Genomic DNA, 16,540 nt, shown 5'->3' with positions numbered 1-16,540 from the left:
TTGGATAAATATGGTAACGCGATCGCGCGGCGACAGATTGTGTCGGAGAAACAATTTTCAACGCAATACGCCCCAAGCGTTATCGAGGGGAGCGCGATCCCTAACTTTTGAGGCCAAATTCCCGACAAGAAAAAGACAAAAAACCCAGCAGTGAGGGCAGGGTTTTCAGGATCGGTAATCGAAGCGAGTTAATTATCTCCCCCGCCAGAGATGAACGGCATCCGCTGGAATTTGCGATCGCACCTGCCACCATTCTTCCAATAAATAATCATCGTCTACAACTTCTTGATGTTGTTCGTCTTTGAGAATAGCAAGAACGTGAATGCCAGAAGCATAGCTCATATGACGAATTTCCGGTTCGTATCCCAAGCGTTCTATTGCTGCGAGAACGTCATCCGCATCACCCGCTAGCGTCAAATCGACTGCCAAGATAATTTGACCGCTTTTAACGCCCGGTTTGACGCAATTTAAAACAGCCATTAAGTTTTCTCCTTATAGTTGCAACGGTATACTTGAGTCTAGTAGGGTGGGCAGCGCCCACCAGCCTTAAGTCAGTGCCATTCAACAGTGGACAATTAACAACGTTTGCGCCCCATGATTTTTCAGCGTCGCTCAATTTGGTTAACTGTTCCAATCTATCAATTATGCTTCAGTCAGTTCCCTTGTCTGACCTTGAAATCTGTCTGCTAAACTCAAAGATAAACCCAGAAGTCGGGGGATAGTCCAATGCTAAAATCGGAAACTCAAAAACTCCCTAGCAGTGCCGAACTCCCCTGTTCGGACGATACCCCCGTGGATAACGAAGAACAAAACTTTATTCCCAACTTTCTCTTGTTTCTCCTTGAATATATTTGGGGAGAACGCCAAGATTGGTTTTTCGGCGTAGATATGGCTATCTACCACACCACCGGCAACAATGTCAGAGTCCCGATTATCCCAGACGGATTCTTAGCCCTCAATGTCGAGCGGTGCAAAGGTGGGGAACCGCGTAGCAGCTATGTGATGTGGGAAGAAAACAACGTTGCGCCCATCCTTGCCCTCGAAATCGTCTCCAAAACCCCTGGAGGAGAATACAGCAGTAAAGAAGCGCTCTATGCCCAATTGGGAGTGCTGTACTACGTTATCTATAATCCCCGGCAATTCGGAGGCGAGAGCCATCAAAAATTGGAAGTGTATAAATTAATAAATGGAAGATATCATTGGCAGGTGCAAGAACCGGTATGGATGCCAGAAATTGACCTAGGAATCGGTCGAGGGGTACGCAATTATGGGGAATATGAAAGAGAGATTTTATATTGGTTTGATGAAGAGGGAAATCGCTACGCTAGCACGGAAGAGGAATTAGAAATAGTGCGGCAACGGGTGGAATCTGCCGAACAACAAACCGAACAAGAACGACAACGAGCGGAATCTGCCGAACAACGAGCGGAATCTGCCGAACAACAAATCGAGCAACTACAGAGAGAACTGGAGCGCTATCGTCAGCAACTGGGCGACTTACCCGATCTTTAAGAATTTCGTAGCTTTAATGAGACCCTGTAGAAAAGAGGAGAAATTGAGATTTGAGCGAGTAGTGAGTCATATGAAATCCGGATAAATAGCCCCACTATAAATTGGCTTTCCTGCTGGCTGAGGCGATAAACATACTATGGTCATTCAACCGGATTTCTTATCATATCGTAGCGGGCTAACGTTCTCAACAGGTCAGCCCGATCCTACTCTTAGGCTTAAGTTGAATGGCACTGAAACAAGAGTTGAAAAATCGCCGTAGAGACGTTGTATACAACGTCGTTATTGATATTTCGTAGGGTGGGCAACGCCCACCAGCCTTAAGTCAGTGCCATTCGGCTTAAGTTAACACCAATGATGCCCCTACAGATTGCATCGTGCGATATCGTCCCAACGCCGTCAGCGGAAAGTGCTGGTAGTAAAGGTGATATTTAAGGTAAAAATGACAGGGAAAGCCGGTTCCGGTGAAGTAAACTTCGTCCCAACTGCCGTCGGGTTGCTGGGTTTCGAGGAGGTAGGCGATACCGCGAGAGATGGCATCCCTTGCACCTACCGTTGAGGTTGCTGCGTTTGTACTTTCCATTGTCTCGACTGCTGCCATTAATCCAGTCAGCGCCCAAGCCGTTTGGGAGGCGGTACTATCGCCCTTGCCTTTTAAAAACGGGTTTTTGTAGCTTTCGCAGGTTTCCCCCCAGCCGCCGTCGGGATTTTGGCAGCGCACTAGCCACGCTGCACCGCGTTCGATCGCGCGTTGGTGGGATTCGGCAGCAATTAACGAAAGAGCCGACAGCGCTCCACTCGTACCGTAGATATAGTTTACACCCCAACGTCCGAACCAAGAGCCATCGGCTTCTTGTTCGCCTGCGAGGTAAAGGAGGGCATCACGCAAGGACTGAGAACCGAGGGATAAGTTGCAACGTCCGGACATTTCCAGCACCCGCGCGGTGACATCGGCGGTGGGAGGATCGATGGTTGCTTTTAAGTCGCTGTAGGGCAGGGCATTGAGCCAATCTTGGGTATTATCGATATCGAAGGCAGCCCAACCGCCGGAACGACATTGCATGGATAGAATCCAGTGCAAGGCGCGTTTCATTGCGGCTTGTTTGACGGGTTCGTTTGGCATTTTTAAGACATCTAACGCCATGACGACGACGGCGGTATCGTCTACGTCAGGGTAGAAGCGATTCTCAAATTCAAACGCCCAGCCGCCGGGAGTGCCGGTTTTATTTTTGACCGACCAATCGCCGTAGTTTAAAATTTGTTTATCGAGGAGCCATTGTCCGGCGCGTACCAGTTCAGCGCGATCGCGTTCTATCCCCGATTCGACTAGCGCGCGCACCGCTAAGGCAGTATCCCACACCGGCGAGACGCAGGGCTGAATCCAGTACGTCTCTTCGGTTTCAACGGCGAAGTTATCGACGGCTTTCAAGCCGCGATCGACGATCGGATCGCTAACATCGTAATGGAGAGCGCGTAACGCTAGCAAGGAATTGAGCATCGCCGGGATAATTCCGCCCCAATCCCCCGTCGCTTCCTGCCGTTCGATAACCCATTTTTCTGCCGCTTTCAATCCTTCCTGGCGCAAGGGCATCAAATTGTTACTTTCTGCGAATTTAAAGGCATCGTCCAGCCACACGAAAGCGTCTGTCCAATCGTTATGACGCGGCAGTTCGTACTTGACATTTTGGATGCCTTCTGCATAGAGTTCGTTGAGGTTAATTCCCGGCTCGACGATGTAAACGGGTTTTTTATCGAAGACGACAATTAGGGGAACGGTGCTGCCCCGCGCCCAACTCGACATTTCGTAGATGGTGAAGGGGAAGTTATCGGGCAGCAGCATCAGCGCGGCGGGAATTGAGGGAAGTCCGCGCCAGTCGTAGCAACCGATTAGCGCGAGGTGCAGTTTGGTGAAGATGCGCGTTTTGCTGATACCGCCTTTACTGAGGATGAATTGCTTGGCTTTGAGTAGGGCGGGATCTGAGGCGGGAACGCCTAGCAACCGCAGCGCCATGTAAGCTTCGACGGAGGTACTGAGTTCGCCGCCATCGCCGAAATAGAGTTCCCAACCACCATGTTCGCGCTGTTCGCGGCGCAGGTAGGTTTCGATTTTGGGGAGGGGGCGGGTTGTGTCGGTTCCCCAAATTTTGTGCAAGAGAACGACTTCGGCGGTGATGGTGACGTTAGATTCTAAGTCCGCCCACCAGTAGCCTTCGGGGGTTTGCAGGGAGAGGAGGTAATCTTGGCTGCGCGCGATCGCGTTTTCTAAGGCTGCGGTGCTGGGCGGTTCGCTTGTCGTTCTGTCTTGGATTTGCATATTGCTTGAATAAAGGGGAGTTGGGGTTTCAGGGGCGCTGATTCTCTCCTCGGAATTGAAAGCTGCCCCGTGGGGAAGCAAGTCTCGAGTTTAGTTGAAAATCTATCAAAAAATTCCCCTACGCATCAACAACTGCTAACGGGAGGGTTGCGACACAAGGGCAGTTCGAGGGTGAAACAACTACCCTTTCCAACTGTGCTTTCGAGAGAGAGAAGCCCGCGATGGTGCAGGGCGATGGTTTGGGCGATCGCGAGTCCCAAACCTGCCCCGCCCCGCCCTCGGGCGCGATCCTCCTCGCCGCGATAAAAGCGATCGAAGATTTTTCCTTGAATTGCGGGTGCAATGCCAATTCCGGTATCGCAAACGCAGAGATAAGCGCGCGACTTGCGAGTGTAGAGTTTAACCGCGATCTCGCCTCCGGAGGGGGTATATTGAATCGCATTCATTAGTAAGTTACTCACCAAGCGGTAGAGTTGTTCGCTATTACCGCGTACCCACAGGAGGGGTTCGCCTTCAGTTTCGAGGTTCACTTCGAGATCGGCTTTGAGGGCGAGGGCGGAGAGTTCCTCAATGAGATCGCTGGCGATGTCTTGCAAGCAGCAGGCGGTGCTTTCGAGTTGCGGTTGCTGTTCCAAACGCGACAGCAGCAGCAAGTCGGCGACTAATTGACTCAAGCGCAGGTTTTGGCGCTGCAAGATGGCGAGTAAATCCCGATCGCTTTCGGCGGTTTCTGGGGGCGCGCGCAGGGCAGATTCGACGGTGGCCAGCATCGCGGCAATGGGGGTGCGGAGTTCGTGGGCGACATCGGCGCTGAATTGTTGAATTTGGCGATAGGCGCGGTAAACGGGGCGCATGGCGAAACCCGCTAAGCCCCCACCGGCTAAGGCGACGAGAAGCAGCGCGATCGGAATTCCTAAGCCCAAGCACCAGCGTACCATTGTCAGGTAGGCTTCGATGTCTCGGAGCGATCGCCCGACTTGCAAGGTTCCCCAGTCTTGGCGATCGCGCGTATGCAAGGGCAGGGAGATTTGATGGTAGGTTTGGCGATCGCCGTCTTGAAGCATCTGCCACCGTTGCGGGTTAAATTGGGCGGGCAGCGTGCGACTATCGTTACCTGCGACGGCAACTAAGCGCTGGGAACTGTCCCAAAGGCGAATGTAGTAATTGCCGCGATTGATGGCGCTGAGGCTGTAGGGATTGACGGGCGGCAGGGCTTTACGACAAGCGGTTTGAACGCGGCAAAGGTTGGGGAGGAGTGCTTCAACGCTCGGTTCGAGTTTGCCGGGAGTTGTTAGTTTCCATTGCAAACTGTCGTGTAAGGTTCCAGCGACGGTTTGTAATTCGCGATCGATGGTAACGGTATGGGCGTGCGCGATCGCGCGATAAACTCCCATGCCCAAACCGACGAGAATCAAGCCCATTACACCGCTGTAAGCGAAGGCGAGGCGGAAGCGGGTTTTTTGAAACAGGCGTTGGCAATTTACCACGAGATCTCGAACCCAATTTAGCCGTTTAAATGTTATCTTTTGAAGTCGATCGTGTTAACTTTTTGTTACAAAAATCGGCTGTTTTTTAAAGGTTTTGGCTTGCTTTTTTTGCCCTATTGACATATACTCTAATAATGGAAGTGGTGACGTTTTTTAGATAAGCTCGTCTATTCCCATTATAAAAATATAGTACCTAAATTCTTGCCAAAAAGCAAGCCCCAAATTTTAAAAAATTGCCCGAAAATTTCCGGTTTGCAAAAACATTTTAACTTACGAGCGTTCACAGGTCGGTTGAAGTTCGAGTTTTAATGTGTTAACTTTTTGTTACAAAAATCGGCTGTTTTTTAAGAGTTTTGGCTTGTTTTTTTTACCCTATTGACATATAATCTAATAATGGAAGTGGTGACGTTTTTAGATAAGCTCGTCTATTCCCATTATAAAAATATAGTACCTAAATTCTTGCCAAAAAGCAAGCCCCAAATTTTAAAAAATTGCTCGCTATTTCGCCCCTAAATTCAGTTTGCCGCAACGACCCCCAAAAGCGATCTAAATTAGGGATAACTTTTCAAACGATAACCCAAACCCCGCACCGTTTCAATCGGCACTTCTACACCGCAACTTTCTAATTTGCGTCGCAACAAGCGCATTTGAGCGGCAACAACATTACTCATCGCCTCCGCACCCACTTCCCACAATTGATTGCGAATTTGTTCGCTGTTGAGAACTTGATTGGGATGGCGCATGAGATATTCCAAAAGTTGATATTCCTTGTTAGTCAGTTCGACCGTTCGAGGCGGCTGATTTGGGTTGTGCTGGGTAACAGTGCGGGTTCCGCAGTCGAGGTAGAGGGAACCGACGCGAAGGATTTGAGGTTCGAGGTGAGGCGAACGGCGTTGCAAAGCGCGGAGACGGGCGAGTAATTCCTCCATTTGAAAAGGTTTGACGAGGTAATCGTCCGCCCCAGCATCTAAACCCGCGATTTTGTCAGCCATGCGATCGCGCGCGGTAAGCATCAAGACAGGCGTTATCCAACCGCGATCGCGCATTCGTTGTAAAAGCGTCAGTCCAGAAAGCCCCGGTAGCAGCCAATCTAAAACCGCGATCGCATAGCTAAAATCCCCACAATCCAAATAATTCCAAGCCATTTGCCCGTCCGTCGCCCAATCGACGATATATCGTTCCTGAAGCAAGACTCGCTTAATCGCCTCTCCCAAATCAAACTCGTCCTCAACCAACAAAATTCGCATCGCCCTCCCTCAAAGATTCGAGCCAATTACTGCCAAACCGAGCAAAATCAACTTTGATTTCATCTCCATTTCATCAACGGCTGAAATACTAAAGATATCCCTTTTATTCACCCCCATAAACAACAATGAAGCGAATCTTAATGAGCCTTGCAATTGTAACGACAACTTTGACAATCTCTGGAGTTTTCCCCGCGCTGGCTACTGTTGAAAATGGCGATCGCTTCTCATCAGAAATCCAGAATAATTGCAGCAGTAAGCATCGAGGGCATCGTCACGGCGATCGAACCCCCACACCCAGCCGGAAAACTTCCTAACTTCCCGCGCAATTCAATCGCCAGCAATAGGACTCTTCAGCGACATTCTTCTCAGCGAGAATGCGTCTGGAGGGCATAGAAAATCTCGATCGCACCATCCAGCTAACACTTTTAACAAGCTAATCCGTGAAACTCTTAACCCCGCTGTCGCGCCGAGCGCGTCAACTGCATCGCGCTCTTGTCCCTCTTGTTCTCCTGCCCCTGCTGATAACACTAATCACAGGTGTCGGCTTTCAAATCGCCGTTCAGACTGGGAACGCCGATGAGTGGGAATGGTTGCTAGCGCTCCATCGGGGAGATTTCGCGATTGTTAACTTAGAATCAGTATACGTTTTTTACAACGGTCTGAGCGTGCTGTTTTTACTCGCGAGCGGTACTCTGTTATGGCTCAATAGCGGACGACGCAATCGCGAAAATTAACTTCTCAATTCTCATTTAACCCCTTCAATCGCTATGAGTTACTTGACTTCAAGCGTGACTCGCCGCAACCTCCTCCGTTTTGCCGCCAGCCTCGGGCTAACAGTCGGATTTCATCAACTTTTAACCCCGAAAACGCGCGCCCAAAATCAGCCCATCGGCGAACTCAAACGCCCCGATCGCTATCCTGAAGTTATCGATTTAGAAGTCTTAGAAAGTCGCCTGAAAATCGGCGATCGCGTTGCTGATGCGATCGCGGTTAACGGTACGGTTCCCGGCCCAATCATTCGCCTCAAAGAAGGACAAATTGCCACCCTCAACGTCAGCAATCGCCTCAACACCGATACATCAATTCATTGGCACGGAATTATCCTTCCCGCTCAAATGGATGGTGTTCCCGGAATTAGTTTTAATGGCATCAAACCCGGACAAACTTTTCGCTATCGCTTCCCCGTTCAACAAAGCGGGACTTATTGGTATCACAGTCATAGCGGTTTGCAAGAACAACAAGGTCACTTCGGAGCTTTAATTATCGATCCCCTCGAAGCCGAACCCTTCAGTTACGATCGCGATTACCTCATCATGCTCTCCGATTGGACGGATACCGATCCCCATCGCATCCTCAGCAACCTCAAAAAATCCAGTACCTATTACAACAACCAACGTCGCACGATTGGCAATTTTGGCGAAGATTTAGACTGGGCGCAAATGCGCATGGATCCCACCGATATTGCTGACGTGACGGGGGCCACTTACACCTATTTATTAAATGGGATGCCCCCGGAAAGTAACTGGACAGCTTTATTTAAACCTGGAGAAAAAGTCCGGCTGCGATTTATTAATGCCTCGGCGATGACCTTTTTTGACATTCAAATTCCGGGTTTAAAAATGACAATCGTGCAAGCGGACGGGCAAAACGTTCAACCCGTTACCGTCGATGAATTTCGGATTGCGATCGCGGAAACTTATGATGTCATCGTCGAACCCGAGCGCCCCGGCCCTTATACTATCTTTGCCGAAACAATGGATCGCAGCGGCTACGCCCGAGCAACCCTCGCTACCCAACCGGGCGCAATTGCTGCCATTCCCCCTCGCCGCACCCGTCCCCTGCGAACGATGGCAGATATGGGGATGATGCACGATGAAATGAGAGAGGGGGAGACCGGGAGAGGGGGAGATGGGGAGATGGGGAGAGGGGGAGATGGGGAGACGGGGGGACGGGGAGATGGGGAGAAAAGCTCGATTAAGCAACATTCCGGACATGACGCACACTCTAAACCGCAAACGAGCCAGCCTTCCGATTCTTCCATGCCGGATGGTCATAACATGAGTCACGGTAGCGAAGGTCATTCCATGCCAGATGGTCATAACATGAGTCACGGTAGCGAAGGTCATTCTATGCCCGATGGTCATAACATGAATCACGGTAGCGAAGGTCATTCCATGCCAGACGGTCACAATATGAACCACGGTAGCGAAGGTCATTCTATGCCCGATGGTCATAACATGAATCACGGTAGCGAAGGTCATTCTATGCCCGATGGTCATAACATGAATCACGGTAGCGAAGGTCATTCTATGCCCGATGGTCATAATATGAACCACGGTAGCGAAGGAGAACCCCACGGTTCCGATACTCATGGTGCGGGTAACGCCGCCGTCCCGATGATGGTTCGCAATCGCCTCCACGAACCCGGAATCGGCTTAGAAAATACTCTAGAGCATCGCGTTCTCGTCTATACCGATCTCCGCAGCCTCGTACCGAGAAACGATAATCTTACTGTCGAGCGCGAGCTAGAACTTCACCTCACCGGCAACATGGAACGATATATGTGGTCGTTTGATGGCAAGAAATATTCAGAATCGCCGATTGTCACGTTGTACTACGGCGAACGGGTGCGCCTGACTTTTGTCAACGATACGATGATGGAACATCCGATGCACCTTCACGGGATGTGGATGGAAGTTGATAATGGCGCGGGGGCGTATAAACCTCGCAAGCACGTCTTAAACGTCAAACCGGCGGAAAAATGTTCGGTGGAAGTCTCTGTTGATGCGCCTGGAAATTGGGCGTTTCACTGCCATCTGCTTTATCACATGGATGCGGGGATGATGCGAGCGGTTAGGGTTGTCGATCGCGCAGCAGGAGGTGCAGTATGAGAGTTAGCGCGATCGCCATTGCCATCAGTATAAGCCTTGTTTCGTTTCCCCCAGGAGCGAACGCAGAACCAGAATCCCCCGTACTGTCTGCCCCCACCGCCCAACAAAATCTTCCCTACCCCCCTCCCCTCGACCCAACCTTACCCCCCCTACCCGAAATTCACCCCCATCCCGAACCGATGTATGGGGCGTTGACGGTCGAGCAGCTAGAATATCGTCTCAATGAGGGTCACGATACTTTCAACTGGGAAGCCGAAGGCTGGTACGGGGGCGACTATCGGCGCTTGCGGCTCAAAACCGAGGGCGAAGTCGAGCTTAGCGGCGATGGGGGCGAGTTAGAGGTTCAGCTTCTTTATTCGCAACTGGTGTCTCCGTTTTGGGAAGTACAAGGGGGATTGCGTTACGATCGCGAGTTCGGGCAGAATGTAGAGCGCGATCGCTTTTTCGGCGCGATCGGCATTCAAGGACTAGCTCCCTACTTCGTTGAAACCGAAGCAACCCTTTTTGTCAGCGAAGCCGGAGATGTATCGGCAAGATTTAAAGCCGAACGAGACTTTTTAATCTCCCAACGCTTAATTTTACAGCCCGAAATCGAACTCAATCTTGCTGCCCCATCGGTTGAAAATTTTGGAGTCGGTTCGGGGTTAAATGATGTGGATTTGGGGTTGAGATTGCGTTATGAAATAACCCGCGAGTTTGCGCCTTACGTTGGAGTCAATTGGACGCATAAATTCGGTCAGACCGCAGATTTTGCCCGTCGCGAGGGCAAACAGGTCGATAATTGGGCGGTCGTCGGCGGCGTGCGCCTCTTGTTTTAAGGAAAGTTCGGGAGCGCGCAGAATGGATATTTTCGCTATTCTGCCTCGGCGAACTGTTCGCTAATAATGCCATCGCCTTCAATTTTTAACCAACGTCCCCGCCAAAAAGCGCGATCGCCGTATGCACCTTTTATCCAAATTGTCAAGCTTAAAACTTCGCGTAAGGGTAAAGCCCACAACCATCCGGCGAGCTTAGGGGCTTTCAAGTGAGAGAGGGCGATAAAAACTTGAAGGTAACGAACAGTCCAGGTGAGTGCCGAAAGCGCGATCGCCCAAGGTGCAAACTTGGCGATGAGGAGCAGCGGAACGCAAAATACCGTACCGTAGCAAAAGATCATCGTATAGTATTGCGGGCCGCGATTAAAGCGAATCGTCCTCGCCCAGCGCAGTTCTCGGGTGAAGACATCGCCAACCGTTTCAGTGCCGGTATCCGATTCGAGAACGTAATGGGAAAGTTCGACGCGATCGCCGCTGCGAGCAACACGCTTGCCCAAGTTATAATCCGAACCAATCCGATTGAGGTGCAGTCCGCCGCACTTCGCTAAAGTTGTTTTGCTTGTCGCCAGAGTGGTTCCCACCGCACAATTTAAACCGCCGTCTAAGATACGCGCTAGCAACAAGCTGGGAATGAAGTCAAAACCGCGCCCAAAAGCCGCCATTGCCGCACCGAGAGATTGCGGTTCGCGTCCGACAAAAGCACAAGTCACCATCCCCACGCCGGGAGTGGCGAGTGGTGCGGTGACGGTGCGAAGATAGTCGCTACTAACGCGAATATCGCTGTCAGCAAAGATAATCCACTCGTACTGGGCTTCCGGCAAGAGGTAACTGAGGATACTATCTTTATGGTTGGCTCCGCGCGGTTCTAGATTGACAAAGAGGCGGGCGCGATCGGGATAAGTTGCGACCAGCTTTTCAAGAATAGGAACGGCTGGATCTTTCCCATCCACAACGCCGAAAAGGATTTCGTAATGGGGATAATCCTGCTGGCACAAAGACGACCAATTCTCCCACGCTCCCGCGTCGAGTCCGCAGGCGGGAATCATCAGCGAAACGGGCGGCAGGTCTTTGGCGAGCATCTCTTGACTCTGGGTAGAGGAGTCAAAAAACTGACGCATCGCGATCGCGCAGGCGAGGTAAAAGACGATGGAACCGCTAATGAGGAGAAAAAGAACCAGTAAGGTGGCGATCCCGACGGGATCCGCGTAGCGGTGCGCGAGAATCATCGTTTACTACAGCCAATAATCAAAGCTTATTATATCGCGCGCGCCCCGTTCGCTGCCTTTGCCAACGACACACTTCTTAACAAAATCGCTAAGAAAACCCGAAACGTTTTAATCTAAAGACTGGCATTAAATAAAGATTTGTTTTTAGCAAAGTCGCCAGGGGAGCGCTGAACCATTATTGTGGTTAATGATGGAGCCTCAGAATGCCCCAGCTTAAGGAAATCAACACGCTTAGATGGGAGATAGTTAAAAGCTAATGAGTGTCAAGGCAAGTGGTGGAAGTTCGGTTGCCCGCCCCCAACTATATCAGACGGTAGCGCTCTCAACGATTTCTCAGGCAGAACAGCAAGATCGCTTCCCCGATCCCGGGGAACTCGGTCAACTGAACGCCTATTTCGGTTCGGGAGCAAAACGGCTTGATATTGCTCAAATCATGACGATTAATTCAGACGTAATCGTTTCTCGCGCTGCTAACCGGATTTTTTCCGGAGGTTCGCCGTTATCCTTCCTCGAAAAACCGCCCGAAGAAACCAGCGACAAGCTCGTTTTGGCTAGAGCAGCCGAGCGCGACTCGGCGACTTACGTCGAAAGCAAAGGGGGTTCTGGGATTTTTGGAGGCATCCGTTCGATTTTTTCAATCTCGGATGGTGGCGTTTTACCCGTAAAGATTCCGGCAGGTTTCCGACCGATTAGCGTTTCGCGCTACGGCCCGAGCAATATGACCAAATCCCTGCGCGATTTATCGTGGACATTGCGATATGTCACTTACGCAATTGTTGCAGGCGACCCGAATATTTTGGTCGTTAATATTCGCGGACTGCGCGAAGTCATCGAAAATGCCTGCTCGATCGCAGCGACATTAGTCGCTATGCAGGAAATGCGCAACGCGAGCATCGCCTATGTCAGCGGCGATGAAGAAGCCCGAGAGATCGTCGCTCAATACTTCAATATCGCGATCGCCGAACTGGAAGCCTCAACCCCTTCCGACAAAGTGCGTCAAACCGCCGCCAGCGATCGCCAAGGCTTACAACTGCCCCAAAGCTACTTTAACGCAGCAGAACGGCGGCAGAAGTTTGTGATGAAACCAGGACTCTCTGCGGGAGAAAAACAAGCCGCTGTCAAAGCTGCCTATCGGCAAATTTTCGAGCGCGATATCACGCGCGCTTACAGTCAGTCGAATTCCTACCTCGAGTCGCAAGTCAAAAACGGCGACATCTCGATGAAAGAATTCGTGCGCCGTCTGGCAAAATCCCCCCTATATCGCAAACAATTTTTTGAACCTTTTATTAACAGCCGTGCTTTGGAATTGGCCTTCCGTCATGTCCTCGGTCGCGGTCCGAGTTCTCGCGAAGAAGTCCAAAAATACTTCTCTATCGTTTCTAGCGGCGGTCTGTCAGCCCTGATCGATGCCTTAGTCGATTCTCAGGAATATGCAGACTACTTCGGCGAAGAAACCGTACCTTACCTGCGCGGTTTGGGTCAAGAAGCGCAAGAATGCCGCAACTGGGGAATGCAGCAAGACCTGTTTAACTACAGCGCGCCGTTCCGCAAAGTTCCTCAATTTATTACGACCTTTGCCAAGTACGAGCAGCCCCTTCCCGACCAGCACGTTTACGGTGCGGGCAACGATCCGCTCGAAATTCAATTCGGCGCGATCTTCCCGAAAGAAACCCGCAATCCCAATACCAGCCCAGCGCCTTTTAGCAAGGACACCCGCCGCATCCTCATCAATCAAGGACCGGCCATCAACAGCCAGATTAGCAATCCAGGAGCGCGCGGTGCGGCCCCCGGAACGCTCGGCCCGAAAGTGTTCAAGCTCGACCAACTTCCGGGAGGCGGCAAGCAGAAGGGAACGAGTGTCAAATTCTCGGAAAATTCGACCCAAGCCGTTATTAATGGCTGTTATCTGCAAGTCTTCGGCCGTATGCCTTACGAAGGTCAGCGAGATAAAGTCGCAGAAATTCGGCTCGAAAATGGCAATATTACGGTGCGCGAGTTCGTCAAATTGTTGGCGAAGTCGGATGCGTTCCGCAAGACTTATTGGCAACCGTACTACGTGGTGAAAGCGATTGAATATATCCATCGCCGCCTCTTAGGTCGTCCGACCTACGGCCGCCAAGAGATGAATATGTACTTCGATATCTGTGCGAAGAAGGGGCTGTATGCCTTGATCGATGCCATTGTCGATAGTACAGAGTATTCCGAGTCTTTTGGGGAAGATACGGTACCTTACGAACGCTATCTGACGGCGGCGGGCGCGAAGATGCGATCGCTGCGCTCGGGTCGTCCGGCGATCGATACGACCTATAACGTTCGTCAGACCGAAGAAGTTACGCCGCGCTACGTTCAGTTGGGAACGGTATCGGAAAATCGCACCGAACCCGATATTCAAATGCGGATCGCTCAAGGAGTTTCGACCAAGCGCCAACAAACCAAGACGTTCAAACTGATCGATCGCGGTAACAAAGTCGAACTCAAAAACGCGATCGCGGCAGCTTACCGTCAAATCTTCGAGCGCGACATTCCGCCCTTCACCACCTCCTCGACGCAATTCAGCGCCTTAGAGAGCAAACTCAGCAACGGCGAAATTACCGTTAAAGAGTTTATTGAGGGCTTGGGATGTTCGGAGTTATACATCAAGCAGTTCTACGCCCCGTTCCCCAACACGAAGGTCATCGAATTGGGAACGAAGCACTTCTTGGGGCGCGCGCCGCTCAACCAAAAGGAAATTCAAACCTACAACCAAATTCTTGCCACTCAAGGCATTCGCGCCTTTATCTCGGCAATGGTTAACAGTATGGAATACCTGCAAGTGTTCGGCGAAGATACGGTTCCCTACCGTCGCTTCCCGACCCTACCGGCGGCGAACTTCCCCAATACCGAACGGCTGTATAACAAGCTCACCAAGCAAGATAAGGAACTGGTCGTTCCCAGTTTCAAGCCCGTTAAAAGCGGTCTGTAGCCCGCGTCCGGTTGGTTTGCTCGCGGCAAGCCGACCGGCGATCGCACGCTGAATTGGACGATCGCGCTCGAAAACCCGCTCGGGATTAGAGTTGCGATCGCCGAATTTTCGTTTGCGCTTGTAACAATTCCTCTCAAAGATGAGGAGAAATGTAAAAAAGTATTAAGCGTCGATCGAGAAAGCGGACGAAATACCGCAAAATGATTGCGGAAGGTTGCTGAGGGAGTCAGGAAATCGAGGTCGGTTGGAAAGCCGATCGCGCATTCCCAAAAAATTCAGCCGCCGAATTTTAAAACACCAGTTTTAAGTCCACCCGGTCTATTTTTTTTTGTTGGAGGATATCCATGAGTATTGTCACGAAATCCATCGTGAATGCAGATGCAGAGGCTCGTTACCTCAGCCCCGGCGAACTCGATAGAATCAAAGCTTTTGTCAGCAGCGGTGAAAGCCGTCTTCGCATTGCTGAAACCTTAACCGGCGGTCGCGAACGCATCGTTAAAGAAGCAGGCGATCGCCTCTTCCAAAAGCGTCCGGATGTCGTATCCCCCGGCGGTAACGCTTACGGCGAAGAAATGACCGCTAGCTGCCTGCGCGACCTCGACTATTACCTGCGTCTGATCACCTACGGAATCGTTGCTGGCGATGCTACTCCGATTGAAGAAATCGGCTTGGTCGGTGCAAAAGAAATGTACAAATCTCTGGGAACCTCCCTCGACGCGATGGCTGAAGGCGTTCGCGAAATGAAAAATGCAGCAACCGGCATGATGTCCGGAGCCGATGCTAGCGAAGCGGCAGCTTACTTCGACTTCGTAATCGGTGGGTTGCTCTAGGAAACGCCCCCTCGACATTCTTAAAAATTAGAGATGCTCTGCCATCGAGCATCCGCGATCGAGATTCTTAGACTTAGGTAAAACAAGGAAACAAAGCTATGCAAGACGCAATTACTGCTGTTATCAACACTGCTGATGTCCAAGGCAAGTACTTGGATAGCTCGGCAATGGAAAAGCTCAAAGGTTACTTCAAGACGGGCGAACTGCGCGTTCGTGCTGCTACCACCATCAGCGCCAACGCAGCCACCATCGTTAAAGAAGCTGTAGCAAAGTCTTTGCTCTACACCGATACCACCCGTCCCGGCGGTAATATGTACACCACACGTCGTTATGCAGCTTGCATCCGCGACTTGGATTACTACTTGCGCTATGCAACCTACGCAATGCTTGCTGGCGATCCTTCCATCCTCGACGAGCGCGTTCTCAATGGTTTGAAAGAAACCTACAACTCCCTCGGCGTTCCCATCGGCACCACGGTTCAAGCGATTCAATCGATCAAAGAAGCGACCGCTGCTCTCGTCGGTCCTGATGCTGGTAAGGAAATGGGCGTTTACTTAGACTACATTAGCTCTGGCTTGAGCTAGTCTGTAGAGGTTAACGAACCCAAAGCCAGTCAATTCCACCACTAGGTTCGGGAAGTCAGCAAGTGAGTGCTAACTCGTTGAAGGCTTAGCCGGTATGTCCGACTTTTAAGTTTCGACAGTTAGTATTGACTCGCTAACTCCCGACCTTAGCAGTTTCATCAGAAAAATGGGTTTGAAACCCCGTGCTTCTAGCACGGCTTTACATTAATTTTTGGTAGAATCGTGTTGGTCAATGACCCACCCGCGACGATGGAGACATAAACCCTAACACCAAAGCTTGCGAAACTTCGCAACGGGGAAGAAAAATCGGTAGACCGGGAAAAGAGGACGGGGCAATGGGTAGAGCTATCCCTCGAATCAACCCAAAACCGAGAAATTCTTTTCGGAATTTCGACACCTAAGAACCGCTGGGCTAGCGGGGATAGTCTGTGGAGCGAACGTAAGACCATAAAACTCCTTGCGGGTGGAGGCAGTTGCAATGAAGCAGAAACCTGAATCGTGAGGTTTAGGAATCACCGCACTTTTAGGGCGGTGAGGATGTCAAGGCAAATATTATGACTTGGCTGCGCGATTTCCCTCGCGAACGGGGGCGGAAAAATTCCAAACCTGACTAAACATTTCAAAAACCGAATAAATTAGTAAGCATTAATCAGCCAAAAAGTCAACAGTAATCTT

General features: G+C 50.9%; 13 protein-coding genes. 8 read left to right on the top strand and 5 right to left on the bottom strand.

Annotation, left to right across the window (positions count from 1 at the left end; genetic code table 11):
* Window positions 1-192: 192 nt before the first annotated feature.
* On the bottom strand, window positions 193-480 hold the full coding sequence (locus tag H6G50_RS16075; protein WP_190718198.1) for a hypothetical protein: 288 nt from the start codon (window positions 478-480) through the stop codon (window positions 193-195).
* A gap of 246 nt (window positions 481-726) precedes the next feature.
* Between H6G50_RS16075 and H6G50_RS16070 the strand changes: the two genes are divergently transcribed.
* Entirely contained in the window at window positions 727-1,512 is a 786-nt protein-coding gene (locus H6G50_RS16070) for a Uma2 family endonuclease (RefSeq protein ID WP_190718195.1), read from the top strand.
* A 337-nt stretch (window positions 1,513-1,849) separates the two neighbouring features.
* Here H6G50_RS16070 and shc read toward each other — a convergent pair whose 3' ends face one another.
* The 3 genes from shc to rppA form a co-directional block, all read right to left on the bottom strand.
* On the bottom strand, window positions 1,850-3,823 hold the full coding sequence (gene shc / locus H6G50_RS16065) for a squalene--hopene cyclase (protein WP_190718191.1): 1,974 nt from the start codon (window positions 3,821-3,823) through the stop codon (window positions 1,850-1,852).
* A gap of 125 nt (window positions 3,824-3,948) precedes the next feature.
* Window positions 3,949-5,310: a two-component system sensor histidine kinase RppB gene (gene rppB, locus H6G50_RS16060; protein ID WP_347239944.1), complete on the bottom strand. Its 1,362-nt coding sequence runs from the start codon at window positions 5,308-5,310 to the stop codon at window positions 3,949-3,951.
* A 551-nt stretch (window positions 5,311-5,861) separates the two neighbouring features.
* Window positions 5,862-6,557, bottom strand: a complete 696-nt coding sequence (gene rppA, locus H6G50_RS16055; protein ID WP_190718187.1) for a two-component system response regulator RppA — start codon at window positions 6,555-6,557, stop codon at window positions 5,862-5,864.
* A gap of 125 nt (window positions 6,558-6,682) precedes the next feature.
* Between rppA and H6G50_RS16050 the strand changes: the two genes are divergently transcribed.
* The 4 genes from H6G50_RS16050 to H6G50_RS16035 all read left to right on the top strand — a co-directional run bounded on the left by H6G50_RS16050 (window position 6,683) and on the right by H6G50_RS16035 (window position 10,266).
* Window positions 6,683-6,871, top strand: a complete 189-nt coding sequence (locus H6G50_RS16050; protein WP_190718185.1) for a hypothetical protein — start codon at window positions 6,683-6,685, stop codon at window positions 6,869-6,871.
* A 126-nt stretch (window positions 6,872-6,997) separates the two neighbouring features.
* Entirely contained in the window at window positions 6,998-7,291 is a 294-nt protein-coding gene (locus H6G50_RS16045) for a PepSY domain-containing protein (RefSeq protein WP_199303060.1), read from the top strand.
* Between the two features lie 33 nt (window positions 7,292-7,324).
* Entirely contained in the window at window positions 7,325-9,448 is a 2,124-nt protein-coding gene (locus H6G50_RS16040; protein WP_190718182.1) for a copper resistance system multicopper oxidase, read from the top strand.
* Complete coding sequence (locus H6G50_RS16035; RefSeq protein WP_190718179.1) at window positions 9,445-10,266, top strand: copper resistance protein B; 822 nt, start codon at window positions 9,445-9,447, stop codon at window positions 10,264-10,266. Before H6G50_RS16040 ends, H6G50_RS16035 begins: the two co-directional genes overlap by 4 nt.
* A 35-nt stretch (window positions 10,267-10,301) precedes the next feature.
* Here the strand turns inward: H6G50_RS16035 and H6G50_RS16030 are convergent, their stop codons facing one another.
* The gene (locus tag H6G50_RS16030; protein WP_190718176.1) at window positions 10,302-11,489 is read right to left on the bottom strand and encodes a glycosyltransferase; all 1,188 of its coding nucleotides are present in this window, start codon (window positions 11,487-11,489) and stop codon (window positions 10,302-10,304) included.
* A 256-nt stretch (window positions 11,490-11,745) separates the two neighbouring features.
* Between H6G50_RS16030 and H6G50_RS16025 the strand changes: the two genes are divergently transcribed.
* The 3 genes from H6G50_RS16025 (at window position 11,746) to apcB (ending at window position 15,865) form a co-directional block, all read left to right on the top strand.
* Window positions 11,746-14,451: a phycobilisome rod-core linker polypeptide gene (locus H6G50_RS16025; protein ID WP_190718174.1), complete on the top strand. Its 2,706-nt coding sequence runs from the start codon at window positions 11,746-11,748 to the stop codon at window positions 14,449-14,451.
* A gap of 344 nt (window positions 14,452-14,795) precedes the next feature.
* Window positions 14,796-15,281, top strand: a complete 486-nt coding sequence (locus H6G50_RS16020) for an allophycocyanin (protein ID WP_190718172.1) — start codon at window positions 14,796-14,798, stop codon at window positions 15,279-15,281.
* A gap of 98 nt (window positions 15,282-15,379) precedes the next feature.
* The gene (gene apcB / locus H6G50_RS16015) at window positions 15,380-15,865 is read left to right on the top strand and encodes an allophycocyanin subunit beta (protein ID WP_190718169.1); all 486 of its coding nucleotides are present in this window, start codon (window positions 15,380-15,382) and stop codon (window positions 15,863-15,865) included.
* The last annotated feature ends 675 nt before the right edge of the window (window positions 15,866-16,540 follow it).

Origin of the sequence: Oscillatoria sp. FACHB-1406 (genome assembly GCF_014698145.1) — a bacterium.
Lineage (GTDB): Bacteria > Cyanobacteriota > Cyanobacteriia > Cyanobacteriales > Spirulinaceae > FACHB-1406.
The sequence above is the reverse complement of the archived record's forward strand: the minus strand, read 5'-3'. Positions and strand labels throughout refer to the sequence as shown.

Bases quoted from the DNA above. Each gene is read 5' to 3' on its own strand.
- H6G50_RS16075 (WP_190718198.1), bottom strand. From the start codon at position 480: ATGGCTGTTTTAAATTGCGTCAAACCGGGCGTTAAAAGCGGTCAAATT.
- H6G50_RS16070 (WP_190718195.1), top strand. From the start codon at position 727: ATGCTAAAATCGGAAACTCAAAAACTCCCTAGCAGTGCCGAACTCCCC.
- shc (WP_190718191.1), bottom strand. From the start codon at position 3,823: ATGCAAATCCAAGACAGAACGACAAGCGAACCGCCCAGCACCGCAGCC.
- rppA (WP_190718187.1), bottom strand. From the start codon at position 6,557: ATGCGAATTTTGTTGGTTGAGGACGAGTTTGATTTGGGAGAGGCGATT.
- H6G50_RS16050 (WP_190718185.1), top strand. From the start codon at position 6,683: ATGAAGCGAATCTTAATGAGCCTTGCAATTGTAACGACAACTTTGACA.
- H6G50_RS16040 (WP_190718182.1), top strand. From the start codon at position 7,325: ATGAGTTACTTGACTTCAAGCGTGACTCGCCGCAACCTCCTCCGTTTT.
- H6G50_RS16035 (WP_190718179.1), top strand. From the start codon at position 9,445: ATGAGAGTTAGCGCGATCGCCATTGCCATCAGTATAAGCCTTGTTTCG.
- H6G50_RS16030 (WP_190718176.1), bottom strand. From the start codon at position 11,489: ATGATTCTCGCGCACCGCTACGCGGATCCCGTCGGGATCGCCACCTTA.
- H6G50_RS16025 (WP_190718174.1), top strand. From the start codon at position 11,746: ATGAGTGTCAAGGCAAGTGGTGGAAGTTCGGTTGCCCGCCCCCAACTA.
- H6G50_RS16020 (WP_190718172.1), top strand. From the start codon at position 14,796: ATGAGTATTGTCACGAAATCCATCGTGAATGCAGATGCAGAGGCTCGT.
- apcB (WP_190718169.1), top strand. From the start codon at position 15,380: ATGCAAGACGCAATTACTGCTGTTATCAACACTGCTGATGTCCAAGGC.